This is a genomic window from Streptomyces sp. NPDC047130 (assembly GCF_040643475.1).
Classification (GTDB): Bacteria; Actinomycetota; Actinomycetes; order Streptomycetales; family Streptomycetaceae; genus Streptomyces.
Genome location: NZ_JBEYUK010000038.1, coordinates 30,557 through 47,665, shown reverse-complemented (window position 1 = coordinate 47,665; position 17,109 = coordinate 30,557). Strand labels below are relative to the sequence as shown.

At 77.4% G+C, this 17,109-nt stretch carries 2 protein-coding genes; both read left to right on the top strand.

Annotated elements, in window-relative coordinates; all coding sequences use genetic code 11:
• Positions 1–7,233, top strand: a 7,233-nt coding sequence (locus ABZ836_RS28510) for an SDR family NAD(P)-dependent oxidoreductase (RefSeq protein WP_361146905.1), incomplete at its 5' end; no start/stop codon positions are given.
• Positions 7,230–17,075, top strand: a complete 9,846-nt coding sequence (locus ABZ836_RS28505; RefSeq protein ID WP_361146902.1) for a type I polyketide synthase — start codon at positions 7,230–7,232, stop codon at positions 17,073–17,075. The genes ABZ836_RS28510 and ABZ836_RS28505, both read left to right, overlap by 4 nt.
• The last annotated feature ends 34 nt before the right edge of the window (positions 17,076–17,109 follow it).

Genomic DNA, 17,109 nt, shown 5'->3' with positions numbered 1-17,109 from the left:
CGGGCCAAGACGCTCGGCGCCCGGCACCTGGACGAACTGGTGCCCGACGCCGAGATGTTCGTGCTGTTCTCGTCGATCGCCGGGGTCTGGGGCAGTGGCGGGCAGTCCGCGTACGCGGCGGCCAACGCCCACCTGGACGCGCTGGCCGAACGGCGCCGCGCCCGTGGCCTGGCCGCCACCTCGGTGGCCTGGGGCCCGTGGGCCGAAGCCGGCATGCTCGTCGACGGCGAGGCGGAGGAGCACCTGCGCCGCCGCGGCCTCGTCCCGCTGGAGCCCGGTCTCGCCGTGAACGCGCTGGAGCAGGCCGTCACCCACGACCTCGGCTGCCTCATCTTCGCCGACCTCGACTGGCAGCGCTTCTCGGGCAGCTTCACCGCCGTCCGGCCCTCGACGCTGTTCGCCGAACTCCCCGAGGCCGCCCGCCAGGCGACCGAGACGGCGGCCCCCACCACGGCCGCCCCGTTCCGGCGGCGCGTCGCGGAACTCGGCGCGCAGCAGCGGGAACGCGTCCTGCTGGCCCTCGTCCGCGACGAGGCGGCCGCCACCCTGGGCCACAGCGGCAGCGACGCCGTCGCACCGCTGCGAGCCTTCTCCGACCTGGGGTTCGACTCGCTGATGGCGGTGGAACTGCGGGGGCGGCTCAGCGAGGCCACCGGCCTGGACCTGCCCGCCACCCTGGTCTTCGACCACCCCACCGCGCAGGACCTCACCACCCACCTCGCCGGTCTGCTCGCCGCGGACCTGCCCCTGGCGGCCGAGGACCGGCAGGACGCCACCGGCGCCGCCGCGGTGCCCGCCGACCCGGACACCCGTGCCGCGCACGACGAGCCGCTGGCCGTCATCGGCATGAGCTGCCGCTTCCCCGGCGACGTCCGCTCCCCCGAGGACCTGTGGAACCTGGTCGCCGACGGCGTCGACGCGGTCGGCGACTGCCCCCCGGAGCGCGGCTGGCCGCTGCGGCCCGCCGACGACGCCGAGGGGCCCCGCCCCCTCCAGGGCGGCTTCCTGGCGGACATCGCCTCGTTCGACGCCGGCCTGTTCAACATCTCGCCCCGCGAGGCCGTGATGATGGACCCGCAGCAACGACTGCTGCTGGAGACCGCCTGGGAGGTCTTCGAGCGCGCCGGCATCGACCCGCTGTCGCTGCGCGGCTCCCGCACCGGCGTCTTCGCGGGCGCCAACAACCACGACTACACCTCGCTGCCCGGCGAGACCCCCGAGGGCGGCGAGGGCTACCTCGCCACCGGCGGCTCGGCCAGCGTGCTCTCCGGCCGGATCTCCTACACCTTCGGCCTGGAGGGCCCGGCCGTCACCGTCGACACCGCCTGCTCCTCCGGCCTGGTCGCCCTGCACCTCGCGGCCCAGGCGCTGCGCCGCGACGAATGCTCCCTGGCCCTCGCCGGCGGCGTCGTCACCATGTCCACCCCCGGCGTCTTCGCCGAGTTCGGCAAGCAGGACGCGATGGCGGCCGACGGCCGCTGCAAGGCGTTCTCCGACGAGGCCGACGGCACCGGATGGGGAGAGGGCGCCGGCGTCCTGCTGCTGGAACGCCTCTCCGACGCCCGCCGCAACGGCCACCGGATCCTCGCGGTGGTCCGCGGCTCCGCCGTCAACCAGGACGGCGCCTCCAACGGCCTCACCGCCCCCAACGGGCCCTCCCAGCAGCGCGTCATCCGCGCCGCCCTCGCCGACGCCGGGCTCGCCGCCGCCGACGTGGACATGGTCGAGGCCCACGGCACCGGAACCCGGCTCGGCGACCCGATCGAGGCGCAGGCCCTGCTGGCCACCTACGGCCAGGACCGGCCCGGCGACGAGCCGCTCTGGCTGGGCTCCGTCAAGTCCAACATCGGCCACACGCAGGCCGCCTCCGGCATCGCCGGCGTCATCAAGGGAGCCATGGCCATGCGCGCCGGCCGGCTGCCGCGCACGCTCTTCGCCGACCGGCCCACCACCCAGGTCGACTGGACGGCCGGGAACGTCCGGCTGCTCGACGAAGAACGGGCCTGGCCCGACCGGCCCGGACCGCGCCGGGTGGGCGTCTCGTCGTTCGGCATGAGCGGCACCAACGCCCACGTCATCCTGGAGCAGGCCCCCGCCGACGAGGCCGCCGGGACCGAGGACGCCGTGCGTGAACCCGCCGCGCCCGCCCTCGCGCCGGCCCCCGCGGACCAGGCCCCGCCCGTGCCGTGGCTGCTCTCCGCCGACACCCCCGCCGGGCTGCGCGACCAGGCCCGCCGGCTCGCCGCGTCCGCCCCGGTCACCGGGGCGGACCACGACCCGCTCGACGTGGCCTGGACGCTGGCCACCGCCCGGGCCACGCTCACCGAGCGCGCCGTCGTCCTCGGCCCCGACGGGCTGACCGCCCTCGCCGCGGACGGCGAGTCGCCCCAGCTGCGCCGCGGCACGGCCCGCCGCACCGGGGCGCCCGTCTTCGTCTTCCCCGGACAGGGCGCCCAGTGGAGCGGCATGGCCGCCCGGCTGATCGACACCGAACCGGTGTTCCGGGCCCGGCTCGAGGAGTGCGAGCGGGCCCTCGCCCCCTACCTCGACTTCTCGCCCATCGCCGTGATCCGCGGCGAGGACCCCGCGCACGACGGCGTCGACCGCGTCGACGTGGTGCAGCCCCTGCTGTGGGCGGTGATGGTGTCACTGGCCGAGCTGTGGCGCGCGTCGGGCGTCGAGCCCGCCGCCGTGATCGGCGCGTCCCAGGGCGAACTGGCCGCCGCCGTCGTGGCGGGAGCCATGGAACTGGAGGACGCCGCACGGATCGTCGCCGCGCGCAGCCGGGCCGTCGCCGACCAGCTGTCGGGCCGCAGCGGCATGGTGTCCCTGCCGATGCCCGAGGCCGAGGCGGCGGAACTCCTCGCCACGCTGGACCGCCCGGCGTGGATCGCCGCGCTCAACGGCCCGCGGGTCACCGTGGTCGGCGGCGGGAACGCCGCACTCGCCGAGCTCGCCGCCGCATGCGAACGGCGCGGCGTCCGCGCCCGCCGCATCGACGTCGACTACGCCTCGCACACCGTGCTGGTCGAGCCGCTCCGGCCGGTCTTCGACGAGCTGCCCGCCGCGCCCGCCACCCCCGGCAACGTGCCGTTCTACTCGACGGTCACCGGCGCGGCGCTGACCACCGACGACCTCGCCCCCGGCTACTGGTACCGCAACCTCCGCGACACCGTGCGGTTCGACCAGGCCGTCCGCGCCGCCGTGGCCGACGGCCACACCGCCTTCCTCGAGATCAGCCCGCACCCCGTGCTCACCCCGGGCATCACCGACATCCTCGACGACATCGACACCCCGGGCGCGGTGCTCACCACCCTGCGCCGGGGCGAGGACGAGGTCCGCCGCTGGGTGCTGGCCCTCGCCGAGGCCCACTGCGCGGGCGTCGACGTCGACTGGCCCGGCGTGCTCGGCGGCCCGGCCGGCCGGCACGTCCTCGACCTGCCCACCTACCCCTTCCAGCAGCGGCGCTACTGGCCCGACATCCGCCCCACCGCCGACGTCGCGGCCGCCGGACTCTCCGGCGTACGCCACCCGCTGCTCGGCGCGGCGGCCCCGCTCGCCGGCGGCGGCACCCTCTGGACGGGCAGGCTGTCCACCGCCACCCACCCCTGGCTCGCCGACCACGCCGTCGCGGACACCGTGCTGCTGCCCGGCACCGCCTTCGTGGAACTGGCCCTGCAGGCCGGCCTCGACGGACTCGACGAACTCACCCTGCAGGCACCCCTGGTGGTGCCGGCCGGCGCCGCCGTCACCCTGCAGATGCTCGTGGGGGAGACCGCCGCTGACGGCCGACGGCCCGTCACGATCTCCGCCCGCCCCGAGACGGCGGACGGCCTCGGCGAGGCCGGGCCCGCCTGGACCACGCACGCCACCGGCTTCCTCGCCGGGGACGGCTCCGGGGCCGCGGCGCCCGAGCCCGGCACACCGGCGCCGTGGCCGCCCGCCGGAGCCGTACCGGTGCCCGTCGACGGCTGCTACGAGGACCTCGCCACCGCCGGCTACGCCTACGGGCCGACCTTCCGCGGACTCAGGACCCTCTGGCGTGCCGGGGACGACCTCTGCGCGGAGGTCGCGCTCCCCGAAGGGGCCCGCGCGGACGCCGAACGCTTCGGACTCCACCCCGCCCTCCTCGACGCCGCACTCCACGCGGCGGGGGTCGGCGGCCTGCTCACGCGGCCCGGCCTGCTCCCGTTCGCCTGGGAGGGCGTCAGGCTGCGGGCGACCGGCGCCGACACCCTGCGGGTGCGGCTGTCGCCGGCCGGCCCGGACGCCGTCTCGCTCCACGCGGCCGACGCCTCCGGGACCCCCGTCGCCGAGGTCGCCTCCCTGACCCTCCGGCCGATGGCCGCCGACGCGCTGCGCCGGGTGGCCCGCGCCGCGGACCTCGAGGCGCTCCACCGCGTGGACTGGGCGCCCGCCGCCGAGGGGACGGCCCTCCCGCTCGTCCTGGTCGGCCCGCCGCCCGCCTCCCTCGAACCGTCTGCGGCGACCCGCTACGACGACCTGGACGCCCTCGGCGCCGCCGTCGACGCGGGCGGGACGCTGCCGGAGACCGTCCTGTGGTGCGGCTCCCGCCCCGGCGGGAACGCCACCCCGGCCGCCGTGCACGCCGCCGTCCACGAGGCGCTGCACGCCACCCGGACCTGGCTGGCCGACGCGCGCTTCGCGGGCTCCCGGCTCACCGTGCTGACCACGCGGGCGGTCGCCGTCGGCGCGGGCGAGGACGTCCCCGACCTCGCCGGCGTCGCCGTCCACGGCCTGCTGCGCTCCGCGCACAGCGAGCACCCGGACCACTTCGCCCTGATCGACCTGGACGGCCACCCCGACTCGGCCGCCGCACTGCCCACCGCCCTCGGATCCCCCGAGCCGCAGCTCGCGATCCGCGCGGGCGCCCTGCTCGCCCCCCGCCTCGCCCAGGGCGCGGGCCCGGCACTCGCCGAGGAGCCGGTCCCCGGCACCCGGCTGGACACCACCGGGGAAGGCACCCTGGAGGGCCTGGCGTTCGTGCCCGCCCCCGAGGCCCTCGCCGACCTCGGCCCCACCCAGGTCCGGGTCGCGATGCGCGCCGCGGGCGTCAACTTCCGCGACGTGGTGATGGCCCTCGGCATGGTCCCCGGCCAGCGCGGCATGGGCACCGAAGGAGCCGGCGTCGTCCTGGAGACCGGCGCGGAGGTCACCGACCTCGCCCCCGGCGACCGCGTCTTCGGCCTCTTCGCCGGGGCCTTCGGGCCCACCGCGGTCACCGACCGGCGGATGCTGGCCCGCATGCGGAAGGAGTGGACCTACGCGGAGGCCGCCTCCGTGCCCACCCCCTTCCTCACGGCCTACTACGGCCTGGTCGACGTCGCGGGCGCCACCGCGGGCGAGAGCGTCCTCGTCCACGCCGCGGCGGGCGGCGTCGGCATGGCCGCCGTGCAGCTCGCCCGCCACCTCGGCCTGGAGATCCACGGCACCGCCTCCCCGGGCAAGTGGCCGGCCACCGGACTGCCCGACGAGCGGCTGTCCTCCTCCCGCACGACCGACTTCGAGCAGCGGGTGCGCGAGGCCACCGGCGGACGCGGCGTCGACGTGGTGCTGAACTCGCTGGAAGGCGCCTTCATCGACGCCTCGCTGCGGCTGATCGCCCCCGGCGGCCGGTTCGTCGAAATGGGCAAGACGGACATCCGCGACGGCGAACAGGTCGCCGCCGCCCACCCCGGCGTCCACTACGAGGTCTTCGACCTCATGACCGGGGACCGGGGCCGGATCGCGGAGATCTTCACCGAGATCGTCGACCTGTTCGACCGCGGAGTCCTGGAACTCCTCCCGCTCACCGCCTGGGACCTGCGCGACGCCGCCGAGGCCTTCCGGTACATGGGCCGCGGCCGCCACATCGGCAAGAACGTCCTCACCCTGCCCGCCGCCCCCGACCCGGACGGCACCGTCCTCATCACCGGCGGCACCGGAGCGCTGGCGAGCCTGCTCGCCCGCCACCTGGTCGCCGAACACGGCGTGCGCCACCTGGTGCTGGCCGGCCGCAGCGGCCCCGCCGCGCCCGGCGCCGACCGGCTCGCCGCCGACCTCACCGAAGCCGGAGCCACCGTCCGGATCGAGGCCTGCGACGTCGCCGACCGCGACGCCCTCACCGCCCTGCTGGCCGGACTCGACCGCCCGCTCACCGGCGTCGTCCACGCCGCCGGAATCCTCGACGACGGCGTGCTCGACGCGCTCACCCCCGAGCGCGCCGACCGTGTCCTGGCCCCCAAGGCGGACGCCGCCCTCCACCTGGACGAGCTGACCGCCCACCAGGACCTCGCCTTCTTCGTCCTGTTCTCCTCGGCCGCCGCGACCTTCGGGGCCGCCGGGCAGGCGAGCTACGCCGCCGCCAACGCCGTGCTGGACGCGGTGGCCCACCGCCGCCGGGTCCGCGGACTGGCCGGCCAGTCCCTGGCCTGGGGCCTGTGGGACACCGAGGACGGCATGGCGGCCGGCTTCGGCCGCGAGGGCCACCGGGCGACGAGGGCCGGCGTGATCGGCGCGGAGACCGGGATGGCCCTGTTCGACGCGGCCCGCGGCCTGCCCCACGCCCATCTCGTGCCCGTCGCCCTCGACCACGCCCGGCTGCGCGAGGAGGCGCGGGGGCAGGAGGTGCCGGCCCTGCTGCGCGGGCTGGTCCGCGCCTCCGCCACCCGCGCCAGGGCGGGCGCCGCGACCGAACGGAGCCTGGCCGCCGACCTCACCCGGCTCCCCGCGCCCGAGCAGCGGCGCACCGTCCTCGACCTCGTGCGCGCCCAGGCCGCCGCCGTCCTCGGCTACGACGGCCCCGACGCGGTCGCCGCCGACCAGGCCTTCACCAAGCTGGGCTTCGACTCGCTCACCGCCGTGGAACTGCGCAACCGGCTCACCAGGGCGACCGGCCTGCGCCTGCCCGCCGGGCTGGTCTTCGACCATCCCACGCCGACCGCGCTCGCCACGCACCTGTGGACCGAACTGGCCGGGACCGCCGAACCGGCCGAGGACGACACCGGCGCCGTCCTGGCCGGACTGCACCGGCTGGAGGAAGCCGTCGCCCGGCTCACCGCGTCCGGGGCCGACGGCCGGGCCGTCGCCGACCGGCTGCGCGCCCTGCTGGCCGGCATGGCCGAGGGCGGGACGGACCCGGCAGGCGTGAAGACGGTCGTCACCGACCGCCTCGAGGACGCCTCCGCGTCCGACGTCTTCGACTTCATCGACAAGGAGCTGGGACTGTCGTGAACTCCCGCCACACGACCGACCGCACCGCACCCGCGCAGGGAGCGGGCACGGCGGACGACCAGAAACTCCTGCGGTACCTCAAGCGCGTCACGGCCGACCTCGCCGAGACCCGGCAGCGGCTGGCCGACGCCGAGAACCAGGCCCGCGAACCGCTCGCCGTCGTCGGCATGGCCTGCCGCTACCCGGGCGGCGCCGACGACCCCGACGGCCTGTGGCGGCTCGTCCACGAGGGCCGCGACGCCGTCGGCGGCCTGCCCGCCGACCGCGGCTGGGGCCTGCCCGAGGGGCACCAGGCGCTCTCCGCGCTCAAGGGCGGCTTCATCGAGGACGCCGACCGCTTCGACGCGGCGCTGTTCGGGATCAGCCCCCGCGAGGCGCTCACCATGGACCCCCAGCAGCGCGTCCTGCTGGAGACCGTGTGGCAGGCGCTGGAACGGGCCGGCATCCCGCCGCTCTCCCTGCGCGCCACCCGGACCGGGGTGTTCGTCGGAGCCGGCTCCTCCGGCTACGGCGGAGGCGCCGAGCTGCCCGAGGGCTCCGAGGGCCACCTGATGACCGGCATGGCGGGCAGCGTCCTGTCCGGCCGGATCGCCTACACCTTCGGGCTCGAGGGTCCCGCCATGACGGTGGACACCGCCTGCTCGTCCTCCCTGGTCGCCGTGCACCAGGCCGCCAGGGCCCTGCGCGCCGGCGAATGCGACCTCGCCGTCACCGCCGGTGTCGCGGTCCTCGCCGACCTCGGCATGTTCGGCGAGTTCGGACGCCACGGGGGCCTCGCCGCCGACGGCCGCTGCAAGTCCTTCGGCGCGGACGCCGACGGCACCGGCTGGGCCGAGGGAGCGGGCGTCGTCCTGCTGGAACGGCTCTCCGACGCGCGGGCCAACGGCCACCACGTCCACGCCGTCCTCTGCGGGTCCGCCGTGAACTCCGACGGCGCCTCCAACGGGCTGACCGCCCCCAACGGCCGCGCCCAGCGCGCCGTCATCCGCGCCGCCCTCGCCGACGCCGGGCTGCTCCCCTCCGAGGTGGACGCCGTCGAGGCGCACGGGACCGGCACCCGGCTCGGCGACCCCATCGAGGCGGAGGCGCTGCTCGGCACGTACGGCCAGAACCGCGAGGAGCCGCTCTGGCTCGGCTCGCTGAAGTCGAACATCGGCCACGCCCAGGCCGCCGCGGGCATGGCGGGGCTGATCAAGATGGTCGAGGCGCTCCGCCACGGCGTCCTGCCCCGCACCCTGCACGCCGACGAACCGTCACCGCACATCGACTGGTCCGCGGGCGCCGTGCGGCTGCTGCACGAGGAGAGACCGTGGCCCTCGACGGGGCGGCCCAGACGGGCCGGCATCTCGTCCTTCGGGCTGAGCGGCACCAACGCCCACGTCATCCTCGGCGAGGCGCCCGCGCCCGACTCCGACACAGGCTCCCACTCCGGCTCCCACTCCGGCGCCGACGCAGGCGCCGATGCAGGCGCCGATGCAGGCACCGGCTCCGATTCAGGCTCCGGCTCCGGCTCCGACGGGACGGCGCGCGACGCCTCCCCGGCCCCCGCCCCCGCCGTGGTGCCCTGCCCCGTCTCGGGCCGCACCGCCGAGGCGCTCGCCGCGCAGGCGCGGCGGCTCGGAGCAGCGCTCGAGGCGCGGCCGGACCTGAGCCTGCTGGACATCGGCCACACCCTCGCCACCACCCGCTCGCCGCTGGAGCACCGCGCCGTCGTGCTGGCCGGCGACCGCGCCGGTCTCGCCGCCGGCCTCGAGGCGCTGGCCGCGGGCCGCGCCCCCGCGGGCCTCGTCCGCGGCGAGGCGCCCGAGGACGCCCGCACGGTGTTCCTCTTCACCGGACAGGGCTCCCAGCGCACCGGCATGGGCCGCGAACTCCACGCGGCGTTCCCGGTGTTCGCCCGCGCCTTCGACGAGATTTGCGCCCGCCTCGACACCGGTACGGGCCCCGGCCTGCGCCACCTCGTCCTTGGCGACGGCGAGAGCGAGGAAGAAGGCGGGAGCCGGAGCGGGGCGCACGGCGGGGGCGCGCTGGACCGGACGGTCCACGCCCAGGCCGGGCTCTTCGCCCTCGAGGTCGCCCTGTTCCGGCTCCTGGAGTCCTGGGGCGTGGTCCCCGACCAGCTCGTCGGGCACTCCGTCGGGGAACTGGCCGCCGCCCATGTCGCCGGAGTGCTCTCCCTCGACGACGCCTGCACCCTCGTCGCCGCCCGCGGCCGGCTGATGGACGCGCTGCCGTCCGGCGGTGCGATGCTGGCCGTCGAGGCCGCCGAGGACGCGCTGGAGCTGCCCGACGGCGTCGATCTGGCCGCCGTGAACGGGCCGACCGCGATCACGGTCTCCGGCGACGCGGAGGCGATCGACGCGCTGGAGCGGCGGCTGCGGTCCGAGGGCGTGCGGGTGAAGCGGCTGGTCGTCTCCCACGCGTTCCACTCGCGCCTGATGGAGCCGATGCTCGACGACTTCGCGGCCGTCGCCCGCTCGCTGACGTACCACCCGCCGACGCTGCCGCTCGTCTCCACGCTGACCGGCTGCCCCGCCACCGCGGACACCGTGTGCGACCCGGAGTACTGGGTGCGGCAGGTCCGCCGGACCGTGCGGTTCGCCGACGCGGTCTCCTGGACCCACGAGCACGGCGCCTCCGTCTTCATCGAGCTCGGCCCGGGCGGCGCCCTCGCCGCCGCCGCACGCGACGTCCTGCCGGCGCCCGGCTCGACCCCGCGCGGTCCGACGGTCGCCGCCGCGCTCCGCCCCGGCCGCCCCGAACCGGAGGCCCTGCTCACCGCCCTCGCCGCGGCCCACACGGCCGGCGCGGCCGTCGACTGGCGGGCCGTCTTCGGCCGCTGGGGCGGACGCCTGGCGCCGCTGCCCACCTACGCCTTCCACCGCGACCGCTACTGGATCGAGTCCGGTACCGCGCGCCCCGCCGGTCCGGTGCCCGCCACCGCCGACCGGGCCGAGGACTGGGCCGCCGACCGGGCCACCGACCGGGCCGCGGAGCGGTTCTGGAACGCCGTCGAGGCCGGGGACGCCGGCCTGCTCGCCGAGACCGTGGGTCTGCCCGACCCCGCCGCCGTCGAACCGCTGCTGCCCGCCCTCACCCGCTGGCGGCACGACCACCGCGACCGCGTCCGCGCCGACTCGCTGCGCTACCGGGTGACCTGGCGGCCCCTCAGCGACCCCGCACCGGCCCCCGCCCACGGCCGCTGGCTCGCCGTGCTGCCCGCGGAACGCGGCCACGACCCCCTGACCGCCGCGGTGCCCGCGGCGCTCCGCGACGCCGGGGCCGAGGTCACCGAAGTGCCCGTCGGCCTCCTCACGGGGGCCGACCGCGGGGAACTCGCCGAACTGCTGAGCCGATCCGTCGCCGACGGCCCCTGCACCGGCGTGGTGTCGCTGCTCGGGCTGGAGGACACGCCGTCCACCGGGCACCCCGTCCTCTCCGCGGGCCTGGCCGGGACCGTGCTGCTCACCCAGGCCCTCGGCGACGCCGGGATCGACGCGCCGCTGTGGGCGCTGACCCGCGGCGCCGTCGCCGTCGGCCCCGCCGAGCGGGTCGGCAGCCCCCGCCAGGCCGCGCTGTGGGGCTTCGGACGGGTCGCGGCCCTCGAACACCCGGGCCGCTGGGGTGGCCTGATCGACCTGCCCGCCGCCCTCGACGAGAAGTCGGCCGCCCTCCTGGTGGCCCTCCTCACCGGCACGACCGGCGAGGACCAGACCGCCCTGCGGCCCTCGGGCGTCTTCGCCCGGCGCGTCACCCCCGCCTCCGGGAGCACCGCCCCCGACGCCTCCTGGCGCCCGGACGGCACCGTCCTCGTCACCGGCGGGACCGGCGCCCTCGGCCTCCGCACGGCACGGCTCCTCGCCGAACGGGGCGCCCCCCACGTCGTCCTGGCGGGCCGCCGCGGCCCGCACGCCCCCGGAGCGGCCGAGCTCGCCGCCGAACTCGCGCCCGCCACCCGGGTCACCGCCGTCGCCTGCGACGTCACCGACCGCACGGCCATGGCGGCGCTCCTCGCCGAACACGACGTCCGCACGGTCGTGCACGCCGCCGGCGTGACCGGCGCCGAGGCGCTGGAGACCACCGGACTCGACGCCTTCGCCGACGTCCTCGACGCCAAGGTGCGCGGCGCCGAGGTGCTCGACGACCTCCTCTCCGACACCGCACGCGCCGAACGCCTCGTGCTCTTCTCCTCCGTCGCCGGAGCGTGGGGGAGCGGCGGGCAGGCCGCCTACGCCGCCGCCAACGCCCACCTGGACGCCCTGGCCGAGCGCCGCCGCGCCGCCGGGCTGCCCACCACCTCGATCGCCTGGGGCCCCTGGGACGGGGCCGGCATGGCCGCGGACGAGGACACCCGCGCGCACCTCGCCCGGCGCGGGCTGCGGCCCATGCCGCCCGAGCTGGCCGCCACCGCGCTGGGAGCCGCCCTCGACCGCGACGAGACCACCCTGGTCGTCGCCGACGTCGACTGGCGGCGCTTCACCCCCGCCTTCCAGGTGACCCGGCCCACCCGCCTCTTCGGGGAGATCCCGGAGGCGGGCGAGCCGGCCGCCGCCCCCACCGCCGACGACCCCGCGACGGTACGGGCCGCCTGGGCCCGGACCCTGGCCGGGCTGCCCGCGCGGGACCGCTCCGCCCCGCTGACCGAGCTGGTCCGCGAGGAGACCGCCGCCGTGCTCGGGCACCCGTCCGTGGACCCGATCGGCCTCCGGACGCCCTTCCGCGACCTCGGCCTGGAGTCGCTCACCGCCGTCGAACTGCGCGACCGGCTGGCCGCCCGCACCGGACTGACCCTCCCCGCCGGCCTGGTCTTCGACCACTCCCGTCCCCTCACCCTCGGCGAGCACCTCGCCGCCCGGCTGCTGGGCGAGGCCGCCCCCGCGTCACCGCCGTCCGCCCCGTCCGCCACCGCCGGGGTGCGGACGTCCGCGACCGCCGCCGCCGCCGACGACGCCGTCGCCGTCGTCGGCATCGGCTGCCGCTTTCCCGGCGGCGTCCGGACCCCCGACGACTTCTGGCAGCTGATCGCCCGCGGCGAGGACGCCGTCACCTCCTTCCCCACCGACCGCGGCTGGGACCTCGGGGCCCTCCTCGACACCGCCGACGGCGCTCCGGCGGCCGGCTTCGGCGCCTTCATCGACGACGTCGCGGGCTTCGACGCCGCGATGTTCGGCATCTCGCCCCGCGAGGCCCTCGCCATGGACCCGCAGCAGCGGCTGCTCCTGGAGACCGCCTGGGAGGCCGCCGAACGCGCCGGGGTCGCCCCCGGATCCCTGCGCGGCAGCGACACCGGCGTCTTCGTCGGCAGCAACGGCCAGGACTACGGCTACCTGCTGCTCGGCTCGGGCGAGGACGTCGAGGGACACCTGACCTCCGGCGTCACCGGCGCCGTCCTCTCCGGCCGGCTCTCCTACACCCTCGGCCTGGAGGGCCCCGCGGTCACCGTCGACACCGCCTGCTCCTCCGGCCTGGTCGCCGTCCACCTCGCCCTGCGGTCCCTGCGCGAGGGCGAATGCTCCCTGGCGCTGGCCGCCGGAGTGACCGTGATGAGCACCCCCGGCCCGTTCACCGAGTTCGGCACCCTCGGCGGACTCGCCCCCGAAGGCCGCTGCAAGGCGTTCGCCGACGGCGCCGACGGCACCAGCTGGGGCGAGGGCGCCGCCGTGCTGCTGCTGGAACGCCTCTCCGACGCCCGCCGCAACGGCCACCCCGTCCTCGCCGTGCTCCGCGGCAGCGCCGTCAACCAGGACGGCGCCTCCAACGGCCTCTCCGCGCCCAGCGGCCCCGCCCAGCAGCGGGTGATCCGCGCCGCGCTCCGCGACGCCGGCCTCGCCCCCACCGACGTGGACGCCGTCGAGGCCCACGGCACCGGCACCGCCCTCGGCGACCCGATCGAGGCGGAGGCACTGCTCGCCGCCTACGGGCAGGACCGCGCCGAACCCCTGTGGACCGGCAGCGTGAAGTCCAACATCGGCCACACCCAGGCCGCCGCCGGCATCGCCGGCATCGTCAAGATGACCCTGGCCATGCGCCACGGACTGCTGCCCCGCACCCTGCACGTGGACCGGCCGACCACCAAGGTGGACTGGACCGCCGGGAACGTCGCCCTCCTCACCGAGGACCGCCCCTGGCCCGCCACCGGGCGGCCGCGACGCGCGGGCGTCTCCTCCTTCGGCGTCAGCGGCACCAACGCCCACGTCCTCCTGGAGGCCCCCGCCCCCGAGGACACGGGCGACGCGCCCGCCCCCGGGACCACGGGCGACGTGCCCGCCCCCGGGGACGCCGACGCCGCGCTCCCGCTCGTGCTCTCCGCCCGCACCCCGAAGGCCCTGCGCGCCCAGGCCGCCGCCCTGCACACCCACCTGTCCGGCGACGCCGCGGCCGTACCGGCCGACACCGCGTTCACCCTGGCCACCGCCCGCACCGCCGCGGAACACCGCGCCGTGGTCGTCGGCGCCGACAGGCGCCAACTCCTCGACGCCCTCGCCGCGGTGGCCGACGACCGGCCCCACCCGGCCGCCGTCACCGGCCGCGACACCACCCCCAAGGTGGCCTTCGTCTTCCCCGGCCAGGGCACCCAGTGGGAGGGCATGGCGGCCCGACTGCTCGACGAGTCACCGGTGTTCGCGGCACGGTTCGCGGAGTGCGCGCACGCCCTCGCGCCGCACGTCGACTTCGTCCCCGCCGACGTGCTCCGCCGCCGCCCCGGCGCCCCCGACCTGGAGCGCGTGGACGTCGTCCAGCCGCTGCTGTGGGCGGTGATGGTGTCGCTCGCCGAGGTGTGGCGGGCGCACGGCGTCACCCCGTCCGCGGTCATCGGGCACAGCCAGGGCGAGATCGCCGCCGCCGTCGTCGCCGGCGCGCTGTCCCTGACCGACGGCGCCGCCGTGGTCGCCCTGCGCGCCAAGGCCCTCACCCAGGTCGCCGGCCAGGGCCGCATGCTGGCCGTGGCGCTGCCCGCCGAACGCGCCGAGCAGCACCTGACCCCCTACGACGGCCGGATCTCCCTCGCCCTCGTCAACGGCCCCGGCTCGGCCGTGGTCTCCGGCGAGCCCGCCGCCCTCGCGGACCTCGAGGCGCGGCTCGCCGCCGACGGCGTCCGGTGCCGGTGGCTGCCCTTCGACTACGCCGCGCATTCCGCGCAGATGGAGGCCGTCCGCACCACCGTCACCGCCGCGCTGGCCGCCGCGGCCGGAAACCCGCGCACCTCCGAGGTGCCCTTCTACTCGTCGCTCACCGGCGACCGCTTCGACACCGCGGGCGCCGACGCCGACTACTGGTTCACCGGCCTCCGCGAGACCGCCCGCTTCGACCGCGCCACCACCGCCGCGCTCCGCGACGGCCACACCCTCCTGATCGAGGTCGGCCCGCACCCGGTCCTCACCGCCGCCATCCAGGAGACCGCCGCCGAGGCGGGCCGCACCGTCGCCGCCCTCGGCACCCTGCACCGCGACCGGGGCGGCCGCGAACGCCTCCTGACCAGCCTCGCCGAGGCCCACGTCCTCGGCGCGCCGGTGGACTGGCGCACCGCGCTGGAACCCTGGCCCACCGCCCGCCTCACCGACGCGCCCACCTACCCCTTCCAGCGCACCCGCTACTGGCCCACGGCGCGCGACACCAACCCGGCCACCGCGCCCACGGCCACCGCCTCACCGGCCGAGTCCCGCTTCTGGACGGCCGTCGACGACCAGGACACCGAGGCTGCGGCCGCCGCCACCGGCCTGGACCCGGCCCAGCTCGCGCCCCTGCTGCCCGCCCTGTCGACCTGGCACCGCGACAGCCGCGAGCAGGAGACCGTCGCCGCCTGGCGCTACCGCGTCGACTGGACCGCCCTGGAGGAACAGCCCGCGCCGTCCTGCGCCGGACGCTGGCTGCTGGTGGTCCCCGACACCGCCGGCATCACCGCCACCGCCGAAGCCTGCCGACAGGCCCTCACCGAAGGCAACGGCGACACCGACCTGCTCCTCGTCGACCCCGCCGGCACCGACGCGGACGAACTCGCCGACCTGCTCCGCGACCACGTCGCCCCCGGCGAACGCCTGCGCGGCGTCGTCTCGCTGCTCGCCCTCGACGAGACGCCCTGCCCCGGCCACCCGGCCCTCACCGCCGGCCAGGCCGCCACCCTCCACCTGCTGCACGCCGCCCTCGACACCGACCCCGGCCCGCTGTGGACCCTCACCGCGGGCGCCGTCGGCGCCGGCGACGACGAGGCGCCCACCAGCCCCGGCCAGGCCGCCGTCTGGGGACTGGGAAGGGTCGCCGCACTCGAACACCCCGCCCACTGGGGCGGGCTGATCGACCTCCCCGCCCACGGTGTGGACGGCGACCCCCGCCTGGCCACCCGGCTCGCGGCCGCACTGACCCGCACCGACGGCGAGGACCAGATGGCCCTCCGCGCCCGCGGCGCCTACGGACGGCGCCTGCGCCACGCCGGGACCGCCACCGCACGGCCCGGCGCCGGATGGCGGCCCACCGGCACCGCACTGATCACCGGCGGCACCGGAGCCATCGGCGGCCACGTCGCCCGCCGGCTGGCCGCCGAGGGAGCCGACCACCTCGTCCTCCTCAGCCGGCGCGGACCCGACGCCCCCGGCGCCGACGGCCTCACCGCCGACCTCACCGCGCTCGGCGCCCGCGTCACCGTCCTCGCCTGCGACCTCCAGGACCGCGACGACGTCACCCGCGTCCTGGCACGGCTGACCGCCGACGGCGTCACCGTCCGGACCGTCATGCACACCGCCGGCCTGGGCGAACTCGCCCCCCTCGCCGGCACCGGCGTCACCGACCTGGCCCGCCTGATGGGCGGCAAGGCCGCCGGCGCCCGGCACCTCGACGAACTCCTCGACCCCGCGGCACTCGACGCCGTCGTCCACTTCTCGTCCGTCTCCGCCGTCTGGGGCGTGGCGAACCACGGGGCGTACGCCGCGGCCAACGCCTACCTCGACACGCTCGCCGAACTCCGTGCCCACGAAGGCGTCCCCGTCCGCTCCGTCGCCTGGGGACCGTGGGACGGCGGCGGCATGGTCGAGGCCGGCGCGGCCGAGACCATGCGACGCCGCGGCATCCCCCTGCTGCGGCCCGCGTCCGCCCTGACCGCGCTGCGCCAGGCACTCGACGCCCCGGAACCGGCGGTGGCCGCGGCCGAGGTGGACTGGGCGGCCTTCGCTCCCTCCTTCACCGCGCTGCGCCCCAGCCCGCTGCTGGCCGACCTGCCCGAGGTCCGGGCACTGTCGGCGGGACGGCCGGACGAGGACCCGGCGGACGGCGCGGCCGGCGCCGAGGACGGACTGCGCGACCGGCTGGCCGCCCTCTCCGCCGCCGAACGCGGACGCGCCCTGGTGGAACTGGTGCGCACGCACGCCGCCGTCGCGCTCGGCCACACCGGCGCCGAGGAGGTCGAGCCCGACAGCACCTTCCGCGACCTCGGCATCGACTCGCTCACCGCCGTCGCCCTGCGCGACCGGCTCACCAGGGCGACCGGCCTGGACCTGCCCGCCACGCTCGTCTTCGACCAGCCGACCCCGGTCGCGCTGGCGGAACACCTCGGCGGCCTGCTGCTGCCCGAAACACCCGAGGACGCCGACGCCCTGCCGTCGGCCGACGAACTCGACCGACTCGAGGCGGCGCTCGCCCGACGCCCGGACGACGACCTCGACCGGGTCCGGATCGTGATGCGCCTGGAGTCGCTGCTGTCCCGGACCGCCAACGGGCCCACCGCGGCCGCCTCCGCCCACGCCACGGGCGGCGACGGCCTCGCCGAAGCGGCCGCACTGGCCGACCGGCTCGGCAACGCCACGGACGACGAACTCTTCGCCCTGGTGGAGAGGGACCTGGGACTCAAGTGACCGCCGCCGCCCCGAGGGCCATCAGGAGAACACG